At 39.0% G+C, this 23,895-nt stretch carries 21 protein-coding genes; 13 read left to right on the top strand and 8 right to left on the bottom strand.

What is annotated here, in order from left to right; genetic code table 11:
* Nucleotides 1–746: transposase (locus Q4597_RS13230; RefSeq protein ID WP_303406538.1), on the bottom strand; the 746-nt coding region annotated here is incomplete at its 3' end.
* Between the two features lie 278 nt (nucleotides 747–1,024).
* On the opposite strand from Q4597_RS13230, the gene Q4597_RS13235 reads away from it, so the two are divergent.
* From Q4597_RS13235 to Q4597_RS13275, 9 genes are all read left to right on the top strand, one after another.
* A complete protein-coding gene (locus tag Q4597_RS13235; protein WP_303406539.1) occupies nucleotides 1,025–1,366 on the top strand; it encodes a hypothetical protein in 342 nt (113 codons plus the stop codon).
* A gap of 12 nt (nucleotides 1,367–1,378) precedes the next feature.
* A complete protein-coding gene (locus Q4597_RS13240; RefSeq protein WP_303406540.1) occupies nucleotides 1,379–1,681 on the top strand; it encodes a hypothetical protein in 303 nt (100 codons plus the stop codon).
* A gap of 616 nt (nucleotides 1,682–2,297) precedes the next feature.
* The gene (locus tag Q4597_RS13245) at nucleotides 2,298–3,446 is read left to right on the top strand and encodes a DUF418 domain-containing protein (RefSeq protein WP_303406541.1); all 1,149 of its coding nucleotides are present in this window, start codon (nucleotides 2,298–2,300) and stop codon (nucleotides 3,444–3,446) included.
* 468 nt (nucleotides 3,447–3,914) lie between these two features.
* Nucleotides 3,915–5,630: an amidohydrolase gene (locus Q4597_RS13250; protein ID WP_303406542.1), complete on the top strand. Its 1,716-nt coding sequence runs from the start codon at nucleotides 3,915–3,917 to the stop codon at nucleotides 5,628–5,630.
* A 167-nt stretch (nucleotides 5,631–5,797) separates the two neighbouring features.
* Nucleotides 5,798–6,301, top strand: coding sequence for a hypothetical protein (locus tag Q4597_RS13255; protein ID WP_303406543.1), 504 nt, complete (start codon nucleotides 5,798–5,800; stop codon nucleotides 6,299–6,301).
* Complete coding sequence (locus Q4597_RS13260; protein ID WP_303406544.1) at nucleotides 6,298–7,548, top strand: serine hydrolase; 1,251 nt, start codon at nucleotides 6,298–6,300, stop codon at nucleotides 7,546–7,548. The genes Q4597_RS13255 and Q4597_RS13260 overlap by 4 nt, the downstream gene beginning before the upstream one ends.
* Before the next feature lie 64 nt (nucleotides 7,549–7,612).
* Entirely contained in the window at nucleotides 7,613–7,993 is a 381-nt protein-coding gene (locus tag Q4597_RS13265) for an iron chaperone (RefSeq protein WP_303406545.1), read from the top strand.
* The gene (locus tag Q4597_RS13270) at nucleotides 7,990–8,532 is read left to right on the top strand and encodes a DinB family protein (RefSeq protein WP_303406546.1); all 543 of its coding nucleotides are present in this window, start codon (nucleotides 7,990–7,992) and stop codon (nucleotides 8,530–8,532) included. Before Q4597_RS13265 ends, Q4597_RS13270 begins: the two co-directional genes overlap by 4 nt.
* A gap of 93 nt (nucleotides 8,533–8,625) precedes the next feature.
* Complete coding sequence (locus Q4597_RS13275; protein ID WP_368506685.1) at nucleotides 8,626–9,744, top strand: MBL fold metallo-hydrolase; 1,119 nt, start codon at nucleotides 8,626–8,628, stop codon at nucleotides 9,742–9,744.
* A gap of 26 nt (nucleotides 9,745–9,770) precedes the next feature.
* Here Q4597_RS13275 and Q4597_RS13280 read toward each other — a convergent pair whose 3' ends face one another.
* From Q4597_RS13280 to Q4597_RS13290, 3 genes are read right to left on the bottom strand one after another with little or no spacing between them, the layout of a single operon-like run.
* Nucleotides 9,771–10,490, bottom strand: a complete 720-nt coding sequence (locus Q4597_RS13280; protein WP_303406548.1) for a hypothetical protein — start codon at nucleotides 10,488–10,490, stop codon at nucleotides 9,771–9,773.
* A 9-nt stretch (nucleotides 10,491–10,499) separates the two neighbouring features.
* Entirely contained in the window at nucleotides 10,500–12,203 is a 1,704-nt protein-coding gene (gene ggt, locus Q4597_RS13285; protein WP_303406549.1) for a gamma-glutamyltransferase, read from the bottom strand.
* A 56-nt stretch (nucleotides 12,204–12,259) separates the two neighbouring features.
* Nucleotides 12,260–12,844: an ACP phosphodiesterase gene (locus Q4597_RS13290; RefSeq protein WP_215912112.1), complete on the bottom strand. Its 585-nt coding sequence runs from the start codon at nucleotides 12,842–12,844 to the stop codon at nucleotides 12,260–12,262.
* 74 nt (nucleotides 12,845–12,918) lie between these two features.
* Here Q4597_RS13290 and glmM point away from each other — a divergent pair, with 74 nt between their 5' ends.
* Nucleotides 12,919–14,307, top strand: a complete 1,389-nt coding sequence (glmM, locus tag Q4597_RS13295; protein WP_303406550.1) for a phosphoglucosamine mutase — start codon at nucleotides 12,919–12,921, stop codon at nucleotides 14,305–14,307.
* Nucleotides 14,308–14,581: 274 nt separating this feature from the next.
* Here glmM and Q4597_RS13300 read toward each other — a convergent pair whose 3' ends face one another.
* Entirely contained in the window at nucleotides 14,582–15,469 is an 888-nt protein-coding gene (locus Q4597_RS13300) for a lysophospholipid acyltransferase family protein (protein WP_215440454.1), read from the bottom strand.
* A gap of 57 nt (nucleotides 15,470–15,526) precedes the next feature.
* Between Q4597_RS13300 and Q4597_RS13305 the strand changes: the two genes are divergently transcribed.
* Nucleotides 15,527–16,177, top strand: a complete 651-nt coding sequence (locus Q4597_RS13305; RefSeq protein WP_215912109.1) for a rhomboid family intramembrane serine protease — start codon at nucleotides 15,527–15,529, stop codon at nucleotides 16,175–16,177.
* A 181-nt stretch (nucleotides 16,178–16,358) separates the two neighbouring features.
* Nucleotides 16,359–17,999: a hypothetical protein gene (locus Q4597_RS13310; protein ID WP_303406551.1), complete on the top strand. Its 1,641-nt coding sequence runs from the start codon at nucleotides 16,359–16,361 to the stop codon at nucleotides 17,997–17,999.
* 72 nt (nucleotides 18,000–18,071) lie between these two features.
* Here the strand turns inward: Q4597_RS13310 and Q4597_RS13315 are convergent, their stop codons facing one another.
* Nucleotides 18,072–19,202 (bottom strand): TlpA disulfide reductase family protein, encoded by a 1,131-nt coding sequence (locus Q4597_RS13315; RefSeq protein ID WP_303406552.1) that lies wholly within the window; start codon nucleotides 19,200–19,202, stop codon nucleotides 18,072–18,074.
* A gap of 104 nt (nucleotides 19,203–19,306) precedes the next feature.
* Complete coding sequence (locus tag Q4597_RS13320) at nucleotides 19,307–19,825, bottom strand: hypothetical protein (protein WP_215912106.1); 519 nt, start codon at nucleotides 19,823–19,825, stop codon at nucleotides 19,307–19,309.
* Nucleotides 19,826–19,912: 87 nt separating this feature from the next.
* On the opposite strand from Q4597_RS13320, the gene Q4597_RS13325 reads away from it, so the two are divergent.
* Complete coding sequence (locus Q4597_RS13325; RefSeq protein WP_303406553.1) at nucleotides 19,913–22,825, top strand: FAD-binding and (Fe-S)-binding domain-containing protein; 2,913 nt, start codon at nucleotides 19,913–19,915, stop codon at nucleotides 22,823–22,825.
* Between the two features lie 4 nt (nucleotides 22,826–22,829).
* Here Q4597_RS13325 and Q4597_RS13330 read toward each other — a convergent pair whose 3' ends face one another.
* A complete protein-coding gene (locus tag Q4597_RS13330; protein ID WP_215912104.1) occupies nucleotides 22,830–23,693 on the bottom strand; it encodes a UDP-2,3-diacylglucosamine diphosphatase in 864 nt (287 codons plus the stop codon).
* Nucleotides 23,694–23,895 lie beyond the last annotated feature (202 nt).

Below are 23,895 nucleotides of genomic sequence, written 5' to 3' on the forward strand. Positions count from 1 at the left end.
ATCCTCGCATCGGGGTCCGTGGGGCTGTAATGTGTTTTGTTGCTCGTATACTTGGACCCCTTGTTCTTCGCCCCCGGGCGTTGGTCCTGGTCCTTCGCCCATTTTTTGTTCCTGCCCTTTATAGCCGCCAGTTCGTTCTTGCCCGCCGTAACGCTCCGCTGGCCTTTGTCCGATCTGTCGTTCTTGCTCTTGCGGTGCGGTTCCCCTTTGTCCATTGCGCTCAGCACACGTACCTTTCGCAGGTGTTCGTCCAGTTCCTCCTCCGGAACTTTCAGCTCCAAGGTGTCCATACTCGCATTCGCCTTTACAGGTGCGGAATCTATGGCCTGGGTATGGCCGCTCACCATGCCCTTCTCAACGCACATACTTAACACCTTGGTGAAGACTTCCTCGAATACACTTTCCGGGAACAGTTGGCGCGTACGGCTTATCGTACTGTGCCAGGGAAGCTCCTCGTCTATATCGTAACCTATGAAATAAAGGATGTCCAACCGCAGGGAACAATGGGCCATAAGCTTGCGGTCGCTGATAATGTTCTCCAGGTAACCCACAAGACAGAGCTTGAAGAAGACCACGGGGTCTATGCTCTTTTGGCCGCTGTTCCCGTAATAACCTTCCGTAAGACCGTAAAGGGACCGGAGTTCCAAAACCTCCTTTAACCGCCTGTAGAAATTGTTCCTCGGTATACGTTCGCTCAACTGGAAATGGGCGAACAGCTTTTCTTGATACTCCTTTTTTCCCTGCATACCTAAAGTTAACCGCACAACGTTAAGATCATGTTCTCCCTATGTGGTTTTTTCGTTAACTTGTGCAACAGGCACAAAACCTATAAACAATACGGGCTTCGGGCTTAATCGCAGGGTTTGTGTATTTTTATGATGCCCGCAAAATCTTTGGGATTTCGCTTTGATACAAAAAAAGAAAAAACAAAACCAAAAAGATTTCGCTATGTGCGTGGCGGAAAGCAAACGCAAGTTTGCGTCCGTACTGTTCATAGCTAAAACGTTGTGCTTCATTATAAAAATTGAAAGAGGAAATTTTAAAACCAACATATATTAAGAATCCTGATTTTGTAACAGGAAAAAAGGACAAGATTGAATTTTACGATTTCGATTGTTTATCCTGTGAAAATAAGTTAAAACTGAATTATAAAGTCCAAATCGAAAATAGTTGGACAGGTAAAACGGAAAATATAAGCGAACAAGAATATGAAGGATTGAAGAAACATTACAACATTGGTTTGTCGCAAAAATCGAAAGATGGTGGATTTCCTGTATTTGACAAAATTGTTTGTAGTAAATGCCTATCTGAATACTATACATACGTTGGAGTCGATGAATTTAGCAACTCTGCATATTTCGTATAAGTTCAAGGAATAATGTGTAGAGATAAAATATTATTCGTTGAAATTGATGAGAAAGGTAAATTAAACATTAGACCTTATTCAACAACTTATCCAATGATTTACCGGTCGGCAACTGAAGTTCATTGGGATAAGGACAAAAAAACTCTTTACTCGCCAAAACCAACGGACTGGAGTTATTTAGAATGGTATTTGCATATTTTAAGTGTTATTAAAACTGAATGTTCTGTTATACTCGAATTGACGGACAAAACGGAATGGGTAAATATCAGAAATGAATTGCGAGCGGAAATAACGAAAGCACAACAAAACCTATAAAAAATACGGGCTTTGAACTCTGAGGTCTATGTATATTTACCCAGTCATTGCATCGTATGGATTTAGCTTTGACAAGAAAAATAGAACTAAACAATAGGTTTTAATTTTATTACTTAGACGTAAAATGGCCAGCGCGCCACCAGCCCGCTGCTGTCGCAGACCGCGTTCCCCTAACTGTTCACAGCTAAAACATTGAAGGAGATGACCTAAAGGCATGTTACTCCACTGCAAAAAAAATACACTGCATAAATAGCCTCTTTTTCACGACTCCCGTAGCACTTATTTTCCAAAACGGTCCGCGTATGCCGCTATTTTAAATAGGGCTCTATTGCTTTTATCAACTTTACTACCTACTTTAGACAACCACATACAACTGTCATATACTCTAGAAGTCACAGCAATCCTTCCCTCGGTAGGCTGCGTCTTACGGAAAATATCCCCCCGGACTGTTACCTTGCATTAAGGTCAAAATCACGTTATTGAAAGTTTTGCCAAGAATATAGTTTCTCTCAAATAAAATATTGAACCAATGACCTCTAACCAACCAATAGAACCTAAACAAAGAATTGAAATTCTGGACATCCTAAGGGGTTTCGCTTTACTTGGAATCATTTTCATGAACATGGGATTTTTTAGCGGATACGTTTTTATGCCCTTTGATGACCTTGAACAAATAACTGACTTTCAATTGGATGAAAAATTATATTCGTTTTTAGATGTCATAGTCACAGGAAAGTTTTACACCCTCTTCTCACTTCTTTTTGCCGTAGGGTTCTATATTCAATATGAAAAGAACAAAGAAGATTCCATTAATTTTTTAAAAACATATAGAAGAAGACTATTTTTTCTGTTGTTGATAGGATTTTTGCACAGTTTAATTTGGTTTGGAGACATTTTACTTGTCTATTCGATATTTGGTTTTATCCTCATTTTATTCCGGAATGTCAAGTCGAAAAATCTTATTCTCTGGTCGATATTTTTCCTGCTATTTCCACTTTTAATCGATTTATGTCTTTTGCCATTTTCCGAGGCTTTAAGTTCTGCTAGTCCTGAAAAAACGGCTGCCCTGGCACATGTTCAATATCCGGATATGACCGTTGAAGCAGTTATACGTACATTCCAGAATGGTTCAATTGTAGACCTATTCTTTTTAAACATTCATAATCTTGTCTGGAAATTCTTAGGTTATATTCCATCAGGGGGGTATTTTAAATTCCTTGGAATTTTTCTTCTTGGTTACTATTTCGCTTCAATTGAATTGTTTACAAAAAAAACAAAATCATCATTAGTAATAACCAGTTTAATCGTAGGTCTTTTGGCTACTTTTTCAGCTAAAATAATTGGTGGAAGTTCCTATATGTTCCCATCAACTCCATTAAATATGCTTTATAAGTTCTTAGTATTAGCCGGCCAAATATTTATGTGCATTTTCTATATAACTTCTATATCTAAAATTGTTGAAACTTCTATAGGTAAAAGAGCATTTAAATATTTAATTCCTGTGGGGAGAATGGCTCTGAGCAATTACCTGTTTCAGACTTTGATCATGATAATTATATTTTACAATTTTGGATTTAACTTAATTGGTAAAATTGGTTTACTGCATACATCAGGTATTGCCATTCTTGTTTTAGTTTCGCAAATTATTCTTAGCCATATCTGGTTAAAACATTTCAAATTTGGCCCCTTGGAATGGATTTGGCGTAGCCTGACCTATAAAAAAAGGATAGATATCCGTTATCCAAATAACTATTCAGCCAAATGATGGGATTAACCCTTGGAGATAATGTATTAAAATAATAGCCTAAATAGTAGTAAATTCAAAGTTTGTAGTCCGCTTCAACTTTCTTGTAACTTGAAAGGTAAGTGCCACGCAGTCGGCAACTATACTTATGCTAACCGTTAGGGAGATGACCAAAAGGCCATGTTACTCCGCTGCAAAAAAAACACATACGGCATAAATAGCTTCTTTTTCGCGTCTCCTGTAGCACCCATTTCACAAAACGGTCCGCGTATGCCGCTATTTTAAATAGGGCTCTATTGCTTTTATCAACTTTACTACCTACTTTAGACAACCACATACAACTGTCATATACTCTAGAAGTCACAGCAATCTTTCCCTCAGTAGGCTGCGTCTTACGGAAAATATCCCCCCGGACTGTTAGGCACAATTTAATATTTATAACCAAACTTTAAACAAGTCTAATAATCTTGGACTCCAAACAAACACAAAATGAAATCAACGCAATTACTTATTTTCTTTTTACTTATTACCGTAATCTCAAAGGCACAAACCAGTGAACTTGGCACATTGGCAGATCAAATTTATTTTAATGGAGAGATTTATACCATGAACGATAACAGCCCAATGGTGGAAGCTGTGGCCGTAAGAGCCGATTCAATTCTGTCTGTAGGAAGTAAGGAAGGTGTCATGAAGTTAAAAGGGGATAAAACCCAACTTTTTGATTTAAAAGGCAAGACCATGGTTCCTGGTTTAATAGAGGGGCATGCCCATTTGTATGGTATTGGAAATAGTTTATTGGAAGTTGACTTGGGTGGAACTACGAGTTATGAGGAGGCCATTGAAAAAGTTGCTAAAAAAGCAAAAAATACTCCGAAAGGAGAATGGATTATAGCTAACGGGTGGCATCATGATAAGTGGATTACACAACCTACCTTAGTTAATGGGTATCCTACAAATAAGTTGCTATCTGCTGCCGTGCCAGATCATCCTGTTATTCTTGTACATGCCTCTGGACATATCATAATTATAAACCATAAAGCGATGGATATTGCAGGTATCAATTCAAAGACACCTCAACCGGATGGCGGCGAAATAGTTTTAGATTCAAATGGTGAACCCACCGGAATTCTTAATGAAACTGCAGGAGATTTAGTGTTCAAGTTTTTACCTGAACCTACAAAGGATGATGTAAAAGAAACAATAATTGTGGCTTTAGAAGAGTGCTATAAAAATGGTATCACCGGATTTCATGATGCAGGTTCGGGGGGCTATATGATAAACCTTTATGAAGAAATGGCCTCACAAAACCTAATTAAACTAAGGCTGTATGTTATGCTTCGCGGAACACAACCTGAACTTCTGGAATATTATTTTAAGAAAGGTATTCAAGAGAACTTATATGACAATCAACTAACCATTAGATCCATTAAACTAATGGCAGATGGGGCTTTAGGCTCAAGAGGTGCCTGGTTATTGGAAGAATATACAGATGCACCCGGAGTGCATGGTCATAATGTTACTCCGTTAGAGGATATTAATAAAATTGTCAATAATGCCTACAAAAATGGTTTTCAAGTGGGTATACATGCCATAGGAGACAGGGCAACTCGTGAGGTTTTGGATATTTATGAGAGCGCATTTAAGACTGAATCTACAAATAGTCCAAAAGACGCAAGATTTAGAATAGAGCATGCCCAACATTTTGATCCAGCGGACATTCTTAGGGTTGCGGAATTGGATGTTATTCTTGCAATGCAGGCTATCCATATGTCATCGGATAGACCTTGGGCCATTGATCGTCTAGGAGAGAAACGTATTACGGAAGGTGCCTATATATGGCAGACCTTATTAAAGTCTGGAGCAAAGATTGTGAACGGAACCGATGCGCCTGTAGAACCCATTAATCCTATGGCTGGCTTTTATGCGTCAGTATCCAGAAAAACTCTAAAAGGCATGCCTGATGGTGGTTATGAACCACTACAGAAAATGACTAGGAATCAAGCGCTCAGATCTTATACATTGGATGCCGCTTACGCTGCATTTCAAGAAAATGACAAAGGGAGTATAGAAGTTGGAAAATGGGCAGATTTCACCATACTTAACAAAAATATAATGACAATTCCGGAAAATCAAATCTTAGAAACTAAGGTCGCTATGACAGTTATTGGAGGAGAAGTAGTTTTTGATGATGAAAAAGTTGATTAAATAAACTCTAATTGATGTTGAAGTTGATTAATGTGGATTGGTTTGAACGTAAAAACTTAAGCTAAGGTAAATTCGAAATCGATATTTTTAAATTATATAGAATGAAAACCTGACCGAACATTATTCTTGGGAAATGTATAACGTTGGGCTATTGGAAAAATGAAACTATGGACCTATTAAAACTAGCAATAGAATGGGCAAAAGCCGAAGTATTCTCAACGCGTTTCTTTATTTTCTTCGCGATTGGCTTTTTAATAGCAAGTGCTGGATTTTGGCAATTAGGAAAAACAGATTTAGCAAAGGCTTATATCATTCCAACATTAGTAGCAGGCATATTACTGTTAATAATTGGCAGCGGTACTAACTACGCTAATATTAAAAGAGTTAAACAATTTGAAAAGGATTTTAATACCGATAAAACTGCTTTCTATAAGTCAGAAATTGAACGTTCTGAATCCACTATTAAGCAATTTGTAGTGGTATTTAAAGTAGTTCCAATATTAATCATCATAGCAGCATTATTAATTCTATGTAATAATACACCAACTTGGAGAGCCATTAGTATTACAACTCTTTCCATGTTAATGGTCATCTTATTAATTGACGGAAATGCACAATCAAGAATTGAGAACTACCACAAAGCATTAAAATTGTTGGACTTAAAAAAATGAAAAAAATAATAATACTAATTGTAGGAATAAACATTTGTATTTCTTGCAATCAAAAAAAACGTCAAATCAATGAGTTGTTAGATTCTATGCAAGTAGTTAGAGATTCTCTAACAACTGAATTGGAGAATATTTATGCAGAAGGGCTCACAAACGGTTTTGGAGTCGCTATAGTTAATGAAAAAGGAACTTTGTATAGCAATGGATTTGGGTGGGCCGATAAAGCAAATCAGATTGCTTACACAGAAAATACAGTACAACATATAGCTTCTATTTCTAAAACCTTAATTGGGGTAGCATTAATGAAAGCGCATGAATTGGGCAAATTAAACTTAAATGATCCTATAGATAAATACATCTCATTTAATGTTTTAAATCCTAATTACCCCAATGAAAAGATTACCATACAACATTTAGCTACACATACTTCAACAATTGTAGATACAAAACATTATATGGAAAATGCTTGGATAATCACACCTAATCAAGATTTATCCAAAGTTTATGAAAATTATCCTTACCAACGTTTAAATCCTTCAACTTCAGAAATATCAATGGAGAGTTTTTTAAAAGAAATTCTTACGGTTGAGGGCAAATATTATGATAAAGAAAATGGTTTTTTAAAGCACATACCAGGAGAGAAATTTGAGTATTCTAATATTGGAGCTACACTAACGGCCTTAATTATTGAAAAATCTACAGGAATACCGTTTAATGAATTTACGAAGAAATACATACTCCAACCCTTAGAAATGAACTCATCAGGATGGTCTTTAGATGAAGTTGATGTAACCAAACACTCTAGGTTATATTATGATTTAGATGTACCATTACCTTTTTATACGGCCATAACTTATCCAGACGGAATGCTTATAGCTTCAAGTAATGATATGGCAAAATATCTAACAGAATTAATTAAAGGATATACAGGCAATGGCACTTTGCTCAACAAAAAAAACTATGAAACCTTATTTACTCAGTATTTAAGCGAAGAAAACTTTGATAAACGAAATGAGCAAAACCCCTATAACGATGAATATAACACTGGTATTTTTATGGGCTTTAGCGCCAAAGGGTATATTGGCCATACGGGAGGAGACGCAGGAGTCGTATCATTTATGTTTTTTGATAAAGAAACCAAAACAGGTAGGTATTTAATACGAAATACAAATAGTGATGATGAGAAGGGGCCAGGTCAATTTTATGATATCTGGAAAAAGTTAGGCGAATATACCTCTAAACTGAATTAATAACTGTGTACGACACCAGTAACCATTCTACAGAGCATTGATAAGTCATAAAACAAGACTACAAATGAGTGAAATAGTAGAATTTAAAAATGTGGATGCATATTTTGACGCTCAACCGCAGAACGTAAAAAACATGCTTTTGGAACTAAAAGCCTGTATTCTAAAAGCAGAACCCAAAGCAACGGAATTGCTTAACTACAACATTCCGGCTTATGCTTTAGTCGAAAATGGGAAGCGTGAACAACAGATTATGATTGCGGGCTATAAGAAGCACGTGGGGTTTTATCCGCACCCGACAACCATAGAAAAATTTGACTCGGAATTGACCGAATACAAACGTGCTAAAGGTTCTGTTCAGTTTCCATTAAATAAACCTTTACCCAAAGAACTTATCATACGAATGGTAAAGTACCGGGTTGAATTATTAAAAAACAAAAAACCATGAAAAACCTGATGATTTGTGCGGTCTTAATATTCTTTGGTCTGGCAACACCACCTCTTTTCGCGCAAGGAGACAGCTATATAAATGACTATTTGGAACGGTTGGAAAATTCACGTAAATACATAGTTCTGGTAGCGGAAACCATGCCGGAAGACAAGTATAGTTTTAAGGCCACACCGGAATCCCTAAGTTTTGCAGAGAATTTGCTGCATATTGGCTATGCCATGGATTGGCACAGTCAATCTTTGTTAGGAGGCAGGGCATCCAGAGACTGGCAAACGGACACCATTTTTAAAGTGAGTTCAAAGTCCAAAGCTGAAATGATAGCACTAATTAATAGCACATTTGATGAAACCATTAAGTTAATAGGTGAGTTTGATACCACTCAATTAGATGACCATTTGGACTACTTTGGTCTTAATAGGAATAAACGGCAAATTTTGATGTTGCTTGCAGATCACATCACCCATCACAGAGCACAAATGCTTGTTTCTATACGTTTAAATGGACTTACGCCGCCTAGATACGTTCTTTTTCAATGAACATTTCTTTTATAAAGGGCTGTCTATATCCATTATATTTCGGGCAAACCCTATTTTTGCAAAAATGTTTGATTCAATATGCTGATAAAAATTTTGAAGAAGGTAGTATTTGCAGTTCTTATAGGAATTGGCGTATTGGTAATTGCATACCTATTGTTCAATAGTTTTTATCCAAGTTTTGGTGGTGATGTTGGCCAAGAAAGGCAAGTGGTGTACGAGAACTCAAATCAGTTTAAAGACGGAAAGTTCATTAATGTCAAAGCCGTTCCAAAAGATTTAAGCCTAGGGGAAACCTTGAGTCTTGCTTATACCTTTTTTACGGCCAACGTTCCAAATGGCAGACCTAAGGAAGATTTAAAAGTTGAGAAACTAGATTCCGTCCAAGTAGCCGATTATAGGAGTAAAGCCAGATTAGTGTGGTTTGGACATTCCTCATTTTTGTTGCAAATGGAGGGCAAGAACATTCTTCTGGATCCCATGTTCGGTATGGTTCCTGCGCCACACCCATGGCTGGGAGATGAGCGCTTTAATAGAGAAATGCCTTTGGACGTACAAAAGTTGCCCACCATTGATGCGGTCATTTTCTCCCATGACCATTATGACCATTTGGATTATGAGACCATTTTAGCGATAAAGGATAAAACTGATCACTATTTTGTACCACTTGGGCTAGGGGTTCACTTGGAAGCATGGGGAATTTCAGCAGACAAGATAACGGAGATGGACTGGTGGCAAGAAAAAGAATTGGGCAATATAACTTTGGCCTGCACACCGGCACAACACTTTTCCGGCAGAAAGTTGAGTAACGGGCAAAGCACCTTATGGAGCTCTTGGGTCGTGAAATCCCGTTCAGAAAACGTCTATTTTAGTGGTGACAGCGGTTATGCATCGCATTTTAAGCAAATAGGGAACTTGTACGGACCGTTTGATCTGGCCTTAATGGAATGTGGACAATACAATGAGCTGTGGCCGGATATACATATGATGCCCGAGGAAACGGCACAGGCAGGTTTGGATATTAATGCCAAAAAAATCATGCCCATACATTGGGCCGGTTTTAAATTGGCGCTCCATGATTGGAAAGACCCCATAAGGCGGGTACAGAAAAAGGCGTTAGAATTGAAAGTTAAGGTAATTGCCCCAAAAATTGGCCAAGAAATTATTGTTACCGATTCCGTTACTACTTATCCCAACTGGTGGAAAAACCTATAAAATCGGGTTCTTAAATAGTTGAGATTTTAATCATTGTATCCACGAACTTCGCCCATGTCCAAAGTTATTGGTCCAAGCTTGTGGGAGGTGGGCAAGAAAGCGCCGGTTTCCATAATTTTCCAATCGTCCCAAGTAGCTTGGAGTCCGCCTATGGGAATAATGCTTACCCACATTTGGTAACTTTCTGGTAGTCCGTTAGGGCCTAAATGCCAGAGATAGGAATCTCCTGGCGTACTACCGCCAGAAGAATAGGTAATCATTAGTGCTTTGGTACCGTCTTCCAAGTTTACCACACTACGTTGTGTGCCTTGGTCAAAAACTTTAAACGGGGCCACTAACCAAAAGGAATCATTATTGAAATAACCTTCGGCCTTGGTAATAAGTTCTTTTCGGGAGTTGCCAATAACCTCGGCTTCATTTTCAAACACCTTGCTTCTGTTCGGGTATTTTAGGTTCAAAAGTATGCGATAGGCATCCCATTCTACATCCACCTCTCCGTTTATCTTGTCCCACTTATAGGAATGTGCACCATTGGCAAAACTCCATTCTAAATAGTTGGTGTTCCTATACGCTTCGTTATTAGCAGCCTTTAGCATTTTTTCGGCCAAGGCATCGGCCTCTGTACCGGGAATCCCTTTTGGTAGAGGTTCGTTATAGATTAAATAAACAATTCCAAAACTAATAAGCAAAACGGCGGAAAGGATTAAGATTCCCTTCCCCACAACCTTCAATATTCTTTTTATCATCTAAATGCTCTAAAATCCTACGGCGGTATCATCACCTCGTTTATCCGCTCCGCCTTCTAAAGTTCCATCGGGCAATACACGTATGGCATCTACTTTTCCAATTATAGGGGTACGGTCTTCATTAATATGGTAACCTTTAGTTTTTAAATTCTCTTTAAGTTCTTCCGAAAAGCCTTCGGGCTCAAAAATAACCACATCCGGTAACCATTGGTGGTGAAAACGAGGGGCGTTTACCGCCTCTTGCATGCTCATATTAAACTCATATCCGTTTAGAATGGTTTGGGCCACTGCAGTAATTATTGTAGAACCTCCGGGCGTACCAACTACCATCCAAAGTTTACCGTCCTTTTCTACAATGGTAGGGGTCATACTGCTCAGCATACGCTTACCCGGTGCAATGGCATTGGCCTCGGCACCAACCAGACCGAACATATTGGGTACACCGGCCTTGGCACTAAAATCGTCCATTTCATTGTTCAAGAAAAAGCCAAGTTCATCACAATACAGCTTTGAACCATATGCTCCGTTTAAAGTGGTAGTTACGGAAACCGCATTGCCCTCCGCATCTACAATGGAGTAGTGGGTAGTTTCCATACTTTCGGCCATTTGAAAGTTCCCTTCACGAATGTCCTCGGATTTTGTTGCTTTATCAAAAGAAAAATCGGCCATACGTTCATCCAGATATTCGGGACTTAAAAGTTGGTCCATTGGGATGCTCACAAAATCAGGGTCGCCCAACCAGTAATTTCGGTCAGCATAGGCACGGCGCGCAGCTTCTGTGAACAATTGAACGGTCTTTTCGGAATTGTGCCCAAATTTGGCAACGTCATACGGTTCCATCATCCTCAAAATTTGGTTGATGGTCATACCTCCGCTGCTAGGCGGACTCATAGATATAATGTGAAGGTCTTTGTAATCAAAAACGACAGGTTCGCGCCAGCGGGCCTCATATTGCTCCAAATCCTCTTCGGTGACAAATCCACCTTTTCCCTGAATAAAAGACGCCAATATTTTTGCGGTTTCCCCTTTGTAGAAACCGTCCCTGCCATCTTTAGCAATACGTCTGAGTGTATTTGCCAATGCAGAGTATTTTACCAAATCGCCAGCTTTACAGCCGATCGGGAAGGTTGTAACACTATCGTTAACCTCTAGAATTATCTCTTTATAGTTGGCGAACCTTTCGGCTTGCTTCTCGGTTATGATAACACCTTCATCTGCCAAAGCAATTACAGGGGCGAGGATATCTTCTAAAGACATAGAACCGAACTTTTTGTGTACTTCTACAATGCCGGCTACCGTTCCGGGAACACCAACTGCGGTAGAGCCCTTGGTACTCATACCCGGAATAACATTACCCAGAGAATCTAAATACATATCTTTTGTAGCGGATAAAGGTGCTTTTTCGCGGTAATCCAATGCTCCTATAGAACCATCCGCTTTGCGATATACCATAAAACCACCACCGCCTATATTTCCGGCGAACGGATAGGATACTACCAGTGCCAACTCCGTAGCAACCATGGCGTCAAAAGCATTTCCTCCTTGTTTTAAAATTGTAGCACCTATGGTAGACGCCTCTTCGCGAGCAGAAACTACCATAGCCTTCTCAGCGACTACACCCGTGGGTTTTGCCGGTTTTGGAGGTTCGGTTTTACAATTGACAAAAAGAAGGAGAACAAGGGTCTTCAATAGAATTAGACGTGTTGGTTTCATACGCGGTCGGTTTAAAGGATTGTACTTTTTTTTATTAATTTCTATCTGCCTTGATATTAAAGTGAAATAAATTTTTGTTTTGAAAACACCATGAGTTCATCAAAAAAAGCAGCAAACTCTTCTTCAAACTTTTCATAATGTTCCTCTAGATCCAGAATAGCAAAATTCATTTTGGATTTATTATTGGTCCTACGGTTCATGCCTTTCAATACCTTTGCTATTCCCTCCATTTTGGAATAGTTGTATATCCAATTATCCGAAATCATATAAGGCATCATGCGTTGTACGCCCACCGGTAGAATAGGGTAATTGTCCTCCAGTAGATCATAGAAATTCTCAACATAGGCATCCAAAGGTGTTTTACTATATGTACTCCAGTTCTTGGCAAGGTAATGGTCGTAAAAAATATCTACGATCACCCGACTATAGTGGCTGTAGTTTTTATGTAAACGCTTGCTACTAATTTTAGGAATTTCATGTGTATCCGTAAACGTATCAATTTCCCGGTGCAATAGAATTCCCTTTTGAACCCTTTCCGGCAGGTGCTTAAATTTGTTGCCCCGTATACTGTCCGCAATAAAATTTCCCAAAGTAATTTCTGGGTCGTCAAAAGAGAGATAAATGTGTGCTAAAAAGTTCATAAGCTCGAATTTACAAATTGCAAACATAGTATTGGCCTTAGACCTGTATATTTGCAGAAACTATTTTAAAAAATATGACATTAATAAAATCGATTTCAGGTATACGAGGCACTATTGGAGGTAGCCCGGGAGATAACTTAACCCCTATAGATGCGGTTAAATTTGCTGCAGCATATGGTATTTGGTTAAAAGCGTATTCTAAAAAAGAAAAATTAAAAGTAGTTATTGGTAGAGATGCCCGCCTTTCAGGTGAAATGATCCAAAACCTTGTAGTATCTACTTTAGTAGGTCTTGCAATAGATGTTGTTGATTTAGATTTGTCCACTACACCTACGGTGGAAATAGCAGTGCCTTTGGAAAAAGCCGATGGTGGAATTATTTTAACCGCCAGCCACAATCCAAAACAATGGAACGCCCTTAAACTTCTTAATGAAAAAGGGGAGTTTTTAGATGCGGCCCAAGGTGCTAAAATTTTGGATATAGCCGAAAAGGAAGATTTTGATTTCTCCGAGGTTGATGACCTAGGGAGTATTACCAAAAACGATTCATACATAGACATTCATATTGACGAAGTTCTAGATTTATCTTTGGTAGATGCAGATACTATTCGCAAAGCAAAATTTAAGGTAGTAGTAGACGGGGTAAACTCCACTGGGGGAATTGCCATTCCAAAACTACTGGAAGAACTTGGTGTTGAAGTTGTAAAACTATATTGTGATCCAACAGGTCATTTTCCGCATAACCCAGAGCCTTTAAAAGAGCATTTAGGGGATATTTGTGAATTGGTGGTGAAAGAAAAAGCCGATTTTGGTATCGTGGTAGACCCAGATGTAGACCGTTTGGCTTTTATTGATAATACAGGCGAAATGTTTGGTGAAGAATACACCTTAGTGGCCTGTGCAGATTACGTTTTGGGCAAGACCAAAGGAAACACGGTTTCTAACCTTTCTTCTTCACGTGCATTACGGGACATTACCCAAAAGCATGGCGGCACTTATGAAGCTGCAGCAGTGGGCGAGGTTAATGTGGTTACGAAAATGAAAGCGAACAACGCCATTATTGGTGGTGAAGGTAACGGGGGTATCATTTATCCTGAGAGTCACTACGGGCGTGATTCTTTGGTGGGTACCGCTTTATTCTTAATGCTTATGGCCGAAAAAGGTGGAACGGTTGCAGAACTTCGCGCAAGTTACCCTTCGTACTTTATGAGCAAAAAGAAAATACAGTTAACACCGGGTCTAGATGTAGACGGTATTCTTAAGGCCATGGCCGAAAAGTATAAAAACGAAGAAATATCTACCATTGATGGTGTAAAAATAGATTTTGCCGAAAATTGGGTACACCTTAGAAAATCAAATACAGAACCAATTATCCGTATTTATACCGAAGCTAAAAGTCAGTCTCAAGCAGACGAACTTGCCGATCGTATAATTGGAGAGATAAAAACTGTAGCCGGTTTATAAAATCCGCACCTTCCTGAGCGCAGCCTAAGGATGGTGCTTCATAATAAAACGCTCGGAATGATTGAGTTTTTTCTCATTTTCATTTCGAGCGTTTTTACGTTTAATCAAGAAATATTTTCCCCGGAGCTAGTCTTCTATAAGCCTTGTATTACTCAGCACAATCCTGTTTTATATAATTCATATTAATGAGTAACACCTTTTTGAGCACAGCCGGCCAAAAAGTTTCTCTCTCAGTTGAAGTAACAACTTCCGGTGCGCAGTCGAAGGGAGAGGATTACTGAAACTCCACAGGAACACTATTTCTGTGTTTCCAGCGTCTATGTGTCCACAAGTAGTATTCCGGTTGTTCTTTTATCTGTTGCTCGGCGAGTCTTAAAAAGGTATCCGTTATTTCATTTTTTTCGGTAGAGGCTCCTGAAGTGGTAATAGGTATTAATTCCGCTTTGTAATAGCCTCTTTTAACTTTGGACACTTTTAAAAAAACTACGGCCAAATCCATTTTTCGGGCTAAAGTTTCCGCACCGTTAATCACTGGCACTTTTACGCCCATAAATTCGGTCCAATAATGCGCGCGGCTACGTTGTGGAGATTGGTCGCTTACCATACCAAAAATTCCCTTTATGTTGTTTTTATAGTTGACCAATACGGTTTTGGCCGTTTCCTCTTTGGTAATAAGTGTTGTGTTCCAACGCGCACGGACTTTTTTTACCCATCGGTCAAAATAGGTGTTGCTTATTTTTTGGTAAACTGCATAACCTTTGGAGTTGACATAATTGTTCATGCTAACGTTCCACTCCCAGTTCGCGTAATGCGAACAAACAACCAATATGCTTTTTTCCTTTTCAATTTCTTGTAGAACTTCAATATTCTGAACATCATAGCGCTTTTTAACTGCCGCTTTGGAAAGACTCATGGTTTTTACCATTTCCAGGAACATATCGCACATATGGTGGTAAAACTTTTTCTGTATGTCCTTTATTTCTGATTCCGTTTTGTCAGGAAAGACCAACTCCAAGTTTTGCTGTACCACGTTCTTTCTATAGCCCACAACACGATAGACCCAAAAGAATACAAAATCCGAAAATCCGTAAAAAAGGCGATAGGGAAGTATAGAAATTATCCACAGCAATGGATATACTAAAATAAAAACAAGCAACTGCATCAAGACATTTTAAGTAGACAAATATAACTATATTTGAACCGAAATTAACTGCACCCTATGAACAACCTGGATATTGCCACAATCGTGGTAATTGCTGCTAATGTTTTAGTCTCCTTAAAAGGATTTAACGATACCGCTTTTTTTGAACGTTACAAGTTTGGCATTGGCCAGATTCAGGCAGGACAGAAAGACCGAATGCTTACTTCCGGTTTTTTGCATGTAGACATTGCACACCTCTTCTTTAATATGTTTACCCTATACTTCTTTGCACCTGTTGTGGTCAATTGGTTTGGATCAGGTAAATTTTTAGGTGTCTATTTTATTAGTTTGTTGGCCGGAAGTTTATTGGCCATGTTTTTTCATAAGAACGAGCCGTATTATAGTGCCGTAGGTGCAAGTGGAGCTGTAACCGGAGTACTGTACGCTGCTATACTGCTTCAGCCTAATATGCAGTTGGGCATTATGTTCATACCGTTACCGGTACCAGCCTATGTTTTTGGTATTGGATACCTATTGTATTCTATTTATGGGATGAAAAGCCGATTGGGCAATATTGGCCACACCGCTCATTTTGGTGGCGCTATCGGGGGCTATGTTAGCACACTACTGTTTATGCCCCAATTATTGGTGAACGAGCCCCTTATGGTTGGCTTATTGGCATTACCTATAATAATACTTCTAATTATGGCCAAGATGGGTAAATTATAAGTTACCGTTCATCGATCTTCCTTATTAAAGTTCCTAGTTAACGCATAAAATTTTCGTTAAAAAGGCAAGAAAAGCCCCTTATATAGGTAATTCATCGAAAATAGTTGAGCTGGGTATACACTTCACCGTAGTTTTACGTTCTGTTAGAACCCAAATCTAATAGCTTTTAAACCTACTTATAATGAAAAGACTTTCACTTGCTGCATTAGCGGCTGTTGCATTTGCTACATCTTGTAGCGATGAGACTACAGTTTTTACCGACACCGAAGACAATATTTCAATTGAAGCAAAAGAGTCTGTTTTAGAGAACAGTATTCTTTATGATGATGCTGGTGTGTTAGAAATTTTGAAAGAAGATGGCAGTACTACCGGAAAAACTTCCAAAAGTGGAGAAGAAATGGCGGGAGATTACCCATTAACCCTTATTGCCCGAGTAGACCCACCTTCTTATAGCGGAGCAGAAAATCTTACCGCATCTCATGTGGATGTGGATGGAGATTACGCTTACGTATCCTATAATACTGTTGAAGACGGTTATGCGGGTGGTATAGACATTATAAATGTTAGTGACCCTAACAACCCTCAAGTCTCTTCTAGATTGTACTATTCCAATGCTGATATTAATTCTATAGCTTATGCTAATGGCTATGTGTATGCCGTTGGTGGTGTGGATTCCGAAAAATCAGTTAGAGCTACTTCAAATTCATTTGTGGTAAAAATACCTGCTTCTAGTGGTAAATTGGATGTAAGCGGAGAGTTAATCTACGGTTTTCAAGAAGGTTTTACTGCAAACGATGTTAAGGTAACTTCAGATGGGGTATTGGTAACGAGTGGGAAAGATGGTTTGTTAACGTCTTATAAAATCTCGGACCTTTCTACACAGAACGATGCTTCTTTTTCCGATTTACGTTCAGTAGCACAAAACAACGGAACTATTGCCGTACTAGATGCGAGTCAAGGTGTTAGCATCATGGACAAAAGCTTTACGGTTAGCAAAACAATTGCCATTAGTTCGGATTTTGGGGACAATAGTAAAAGAACCCTTGATTTTTCAGGTGGAAAAATATACGTTTCAGAAGGATCTAAAGGAGCTGGTGTTTATAATATGACCAGTGGCGATTTACTGGAACATATTCCAATTCTTTTAAATCCAGAGGGAACAGAAACTCAAAATATTGTAACCAATGCTGTTGCCATTAATGAAGATGTTCTACTTATGGCCAATGGTGGTGCCGGTCTATGTTTATCGGAAGATAAAGACGGACAGACCAATATTATTGGGGTGGTAGATTTAGATGGTTCTATTAACTATGTAGCTTCTAAAGGTGATTATATTTTTGCTGCTTCGGGTAAAGCTGGACTTCAAATTGTAAAGTTGAACAGACCTGATCAGAGTTTAGAAAGCCGTTGTGCAGAATTATCATACTACTACGGAAGTTCCAACTTATCCGTAAACCAAGGTGAGACCAAAGAGTTTAAAGGTTCTAAGTACTTTAACTCGGTTAACGTAAACGGTTCATTGTTGTTATGCGGAACTTGGGCAGTAAACAACAGCAGTTATATAAACAGTAATGGTTTGTTTGAAATGAACGGTACATTGTACATTGGAAGAAACAACAAACGAAAGAACATTACCGTTAACAAGGATGCCAAACTAAGAATTGAAGGAAACCTAACAGTTTATGGAGATATCATTCTTAACGATGGAGCTACTCTTGAGTTTATTGGAGACGACTCCGTTGCAAATGTATTTGGTAGCGTTAAAAAATTAGGAAGCGCAACCGTAATAGGTACGTTTAGAGATGTAAGAAACAAGTTCTAAGATACTTGTAGATATACAAAAAGCCCCGAGCGGATTTCCGTTCGGGGCTTTTTAGTTATATAAAAATATATTTTACTGCAGTAACTCTGCAACCTTTTGTTCCAAAGCGGGACCTCTTAGGTTTTTAGCTATAATTACGCCATTTTCATCCAATAGAAAAGCGGCAGGTATAGCATCTACATTGTATAACTTGGCAATTGGGTCATTAAAGTAGGCCAAGTTAGAAACTTGGTTCCAGGTTAGGCCGTCATCGGCAATGGCCTTTTTCCAAGCGTCTTCCGTTTTATCCAAAGACACACCTATAATGTTCAACCCTTTATCATGGTATTTTTTATACACATTTACCACATTAGGATTCTCGGCACGGCATGGCTTGCACCAAGCGGCCCAAAAATCTATTAAAGTAACTTTCCCTAAAGCATCGGCAAGTGCCAATTCTTTTCCGTCAGGGGTAGGAGCGGTAAAAGCAGGGGCCTTAGCGCCTATAGCAGTACTTTTTTGGCTTTCCTCAGCTTTCTTTTGAGCATCCAATTTTTCAGTAATTAAAGCGGCCGCCTTTGTTTCCTTTATTTCAGGAGAAAGTCCGTCATACAAACTTTGTGCTTCTTCGGCAGTTACCGCACGTGCTCCAATAGCCCTATCGATCAAAAGAACCGAAATAAGTGCTTCTGGGTGTTCTTTAATATACGTAAGCTCAAAATCTTTGTATTCTTCTTGAAGCTCCATCATTTCGTCACGAAGTGAATTGGCTGTAGCTTCATCAGCAGATTGTTGGGCTTTTTGCATATCCTGTTGGATAGATTGTGCCTGTGCCGTTATTTTCTTAGACTGGTCCATGTAATCCATGAACACCTCATTTTGCTTTGAACCCTTTACTTTGGCAAAACCTAAGCTATCTTTTTGGGCACTAAGTTCTATATCGCCATTTTCTAAAATAACCGCGGTGTATCCCATGAGCTTGTCAACAAAAACATAGTGCATCTCAGGAGAATCGGCAGTACCTTTAAAAACAAAGCTTCCGTTTTCAACAGTGGTAGTGTCAATATCTACAGGTTGGCCATTTTCACCCATAGCTCTTAGAAACACTTTAGTTCCATTTTCAACTTCTCCGGTTATGTTTCCTTTAAAGTTATACCCTTCGGGCTTTTGGTTACAGGCTATTACACCTAGTAAGATACAGACTGATAATACTACTTTTTTCATTCTTTTTGTTTAAGATCAGGTAAATGTAGGTATATATCGGAACAAAAAAAAGCCCTTAACATTACGAGTCAAGAGCTTAAAAGCGTTTTATGGTTATTTTGTTTTTAGAACTGGTAACGAATGCCTAGGGCAATGTCAAAATTAAACTTGTTATCAAAGTTTTTAAAACCTATCAAACCCAGTTCTGGCCTAAAATCCAAAGAGACAACAATAGGCAGGTCAGGATTGTATTCTACACCCACATCACCGGCAATAAAAACAAAGAGTCCGCCATCTGGGTCTTCGGCAATGGTAGGGTTGTTTCTGTTGGGTACGGGGGCAAAATCTACGCTTCCGAGACCTCCACCAGCTCCGTAGAACCAGTTGAACCCTTGATCAATCTCATATATCCACTGGTATACGCCGGTTAGCTTCACGGCATCAAATTCACGACTGTCCCGATAACCAAGATCCAACTCGGCACGGGTATAGCGGCCAAGGGACCTTTGGTAAGAGATTTCGGCTCCAAACCCATCACTGTCACCAAGCCTTAAACCTAGGGCGTTGTCTGCTATTTCTTGGGCCTGAAGGGAAAGTACGGTGGAGCTAAGGCAAATAAAAAATAAAAATTTCCATTTTTTCATATTCTTGTGATTTTTGGTTCTAAAAAGGCGTTTTACGTTCGCCTTTCAAGCATAAAAACTTAATTTAGCGTTCTAAATTGTTTACCGTTGAATAAAAATTTACTTCAAGAATTAGCTAATTCACTGCAAGGTCGTGTTTTATCGGATAGTTTAACCAAAACGCTATATGCTACGGATGCTTCGGTGTATAGAAAAATTCCTACAGCTGTTGCTTTTCCGGAGACGACCAAAGACCTCCAGACCCTAGTACACTTTGCAAACCAACATAAAGTTGGGCTTATTCCTCGTACGGCAGGAACCTCCTTGGCCGGACAGGTAGTTGGTGAAGGTATTGTTGTGGATACATCCAAACACTTTACAAAAATTGTTAGTCTTGATGAGAAAAACAAACAGGTAACGGTACAACCTGGAGTAATTCGTGATGAACTGAACCAATATTTATTACCCTTTGGTCTGTTTTTTGGACCCAATACGTCTACGGCCAACCGTTGTATGGTAGGGGGAATGGTAGGAAACAATTCCTCTGGAACAACATCAATTAAATACGGTATTACGCGCGAAAAAATTGTTTCGCTAAAAACTATATTATCCGATGGAAGCGAAGTAGAATTCAAAGCACTTACCACGAGTGAGTTTGAAGAAAAAAAGAGTCTAAATACCCTTGAAGGGACTATATATAGGGAGATTTATAAAGAATTATCCCCAAAAGAAGTACAAGAACGTATTTTTAATGAGTTTCCAAAACCGGAAATCCACAGGAGAAATACAGGCTATGCGGTAGACGAATTATTGAATACCAATGTATTTGGTGGTACCGATGAAAAAATAAATGTATGTAAGCTCTTAAGTGGGAGCGAAGGTACGTTGGCCTTTACTACCGAAATAACTTTTCAGTTAGACGAGTTGCCTCCTAAACTATCCGCTATGGTGGTAACGCACTACAAATCTTTGGAAGACTGCTTGTCCGATGTTGCTCCGGTAATGGAACACGACCTGCACCTTTGCGAAATGATGGATAAGGTTATTCTGGATTGTACAAAAAACAATAGGGAGCAATTAAAGAATCGGTTTTTTGTTGAAGGTGATCCGGCAGCACTTTTAATGTTAGAGGTGAAAGCGCATACCGAAGAAGATCTGCAAAGACAAATTAATGAACTTCTAGGTACGGTAAAAGCTTCAGGACTTAGTTATTCCGAAGCTGTATTAAGAGGTAATGATGTAAATAAGGCCGTAGTGCTGCGAAAAGCGGGGCTGGGCTTACTTGGTAATATGGTGGGCGACCGTAAAGCTGTGGCCTGTATAGAGGATACAGCGGTTGCTGTGGCCGATTTAAAAGATTTTATAGGTGAATTCACCCAGATTATGGACCGCTATAAACAATCTGCGGTCTATTATGCCCATGCAGGTGCGGGAGAATTGCATTTACGCCCCATATTGAATCTAAAGAAGAAGGATGATGTGGTTATGTTCCGGGATATTACTACGGATGTAGCGCATTTGACCAAAAAATACAAAGGTTCTTTTAGTGGCGAACATGGAGATGGTATTGTCCGGGCGGAGTTTATTCCCATCATGATCGGGGAAGAGAACTATCAGTTATTGAGAAGGGTGAAATCCTTTTTTGACCCCGAAGGTATTTTTAACCCAGGAAAAATAGTTGATGCATACCCCATGGACGAGTCGCTCCGCTATGAAGTGGACCGCCAGGAGCCTGAGATTAAAACCTTACTTGATTTTTCGGATAGTGAAGGAATTTTAAAAGCTACAGAGAAATGTAACGGTGGTGGTGACTGTAGAAAAACGGAACAAGCCGCTGGTGCCATGTGTCCAAGTTTTCATGCTACCCGAGATGAACAGCATACAACAAGGGGTAGGGCAAACGCGCTTCGGGAATATTTAACTACAGGTCAGAAGAAGAACAACTTTGACCAAAAGGAATTAAAGGAGGTTTTCGATCTTTGTTTGAGTTGTAAAGCATGTGCTACGGAATGCCCAAGTAATGTAGATGTAGCTACCTTAAAAGCCGAGTTTCTGTATCAATATCAAGAGGCGAACGGTTACCCCATGCGCAGCAAATTATTTGCCTACAACACCAAGTTGAACAAACTGGGCAGTAAAGTCCCAGGGTTGACCAATGCCGTTTATGACTCTAAATTTTTAGGAGGTTTGTTAAAGAAATCTTCGGGTGTCGCTCCAGAAAGAAGTCTTCCAAAAGTTTATAGATTTGATTTTGATAAATACTTGCAATCATTTAAAAATCAATATACTGCGACAAAACAAAAATTAGTTTTGTATATTGATGAATTTAGTCAGTATTTAGATGTTGAGCTAGGAAAGGATGCTATTGAAGTGCTAACGAAATTGGGGTATGATGTACAACTTTTTTATGGCGAAAGCGGAAGAACCTACTTGTCTAAAGGTTTCTTGAAGCAAGCTAAAAAACTGGCGCTGGCAAATATTCCCAAACTAAAAAGTTTTGCGGACGAGGGTATTCCAGTGGTTGGTTTGGAGCCTTCGGCAGTGCTTACGTTCCGTGATGAGTACAAACGCTTTTCTCAAGATCCAGAAACAACCAATGCCATAGCAATGAATACTTACCTTCTTGAGGAGTTTCTTGCTGCGGAAATACTGAAAAAAGAAATCACGGCGGATTTATTTACAACAGAAGCCAAAACGGTAAAAATACATGCGCACTGTCACCAAAAATCATTGAGTAACCAAAAGGTGACTTTTGATGTGTTGAACCTTCCTGAAAATTATAAGGTTTCCATTATAAGTTCTGGTTGTTGTGGCATGGCTGGTTCGTTTGGGTATGAAAAGGAGCATTATGAGGTGAGTATGAAGGTGGGTGAACTAAAGCTTTTTCCATCGGTTAGAAAATCACCGGGAGACACCATTATTTCGGCAAACGGAACCAGTTGTAGGCATCAGATTTACGACGGTACCAAACGGGAGGCGCTTCACCCTGTAACCATTTTAAAGAATGCGCTTTTAGCTTAAAGCTTTAATTATCAAGTGGAGCTTCGCCTTCTTTTGAAGGTTTTTGCTTTGCTACGGCAATAGAGTTCACCAAGTCTTGCATGTTCATGTTCTTTAATTCCTCATCCATAAAAAAAGGGGAAAGTTTATCGTGATTGTAACGGTAAACTTTCCACCGTTTTAAGGAATACTCCAATGCGGTCAGGTTTTCCACCCAATCTCCCGAATTTAAATAGGTGCAAGAACCTTTATCCGTTTCGTGTCTGATTTTCTTAGGTTGGTGTATGTGACCGCAAATTACGTAGTCATGTCCATTTTCAATGGCAATGTCCGTGGCCGACTTTTCAAAGTTTGCAATATAGGTTAAGCTTCTGTTACCGTTTTTCTTAATTCTCTTGGAAAGGGAATATTTGTCCTTTCCTCGCTTTCGCAATGACCAGTTTAATGTTCGGTTAGCAAAAAAGAGTAGTGCGTATCCGTATCCGCCCAATTTTGCGAACCATTTGGCATTTCGTATTGAAATATCAAACACATCGCCATGAAAAAACCAGGCTTTCTTACCATGTAGATTCAGAATCAATTTATTTACAATATGCAAGTTGCCCAATGAAATCCCAGAAAATCTACGCATCATATCATCATGGTTTCCCGTAATGTAATACACCTCTGTACCCTTCATGGACAGGGTAATTATTTTTCGTAAAACCTTACTGTGTTCCGTAGGGAAATAACTTTTATTGAATCGTCTTATATCTAAAATATCCCCATTTAGTATAAGTGTTTTGGGCTGAATACTGCTCAAATAGGTTAATAACTCATCGGCGTGGCATTCATACGTACCCAAATGAACGTCCGAAATTACAGCGATATCTACTTTTCGTTTTTTCATCCAAGATTTTATAAACTCTGTTAAACACCTTTTTGAGGGTTCCAAGGAGTCAATGAAAGAACATAGGGGAGTAGTTGTTTTTCTCTGACTTTTAAAAGGATATCCAAATTAACCACACCTATGTAAAACCAATGTGAAATTGGCAATATCAATTGATTTTGAAACCATTAAATAAACATTAAGAACCACAATACACATCTTA

It is taken from the genome of Zobellia sp. 1_MG-2023 (assembly GCF_030549125.1).
GTDB classification, from domain to species: Bacteria; Bacteroidota; Bacteroidia; order Flavobacteriales; family Flavobacteriaceae; genus Zobellia; species Zobellia russellii.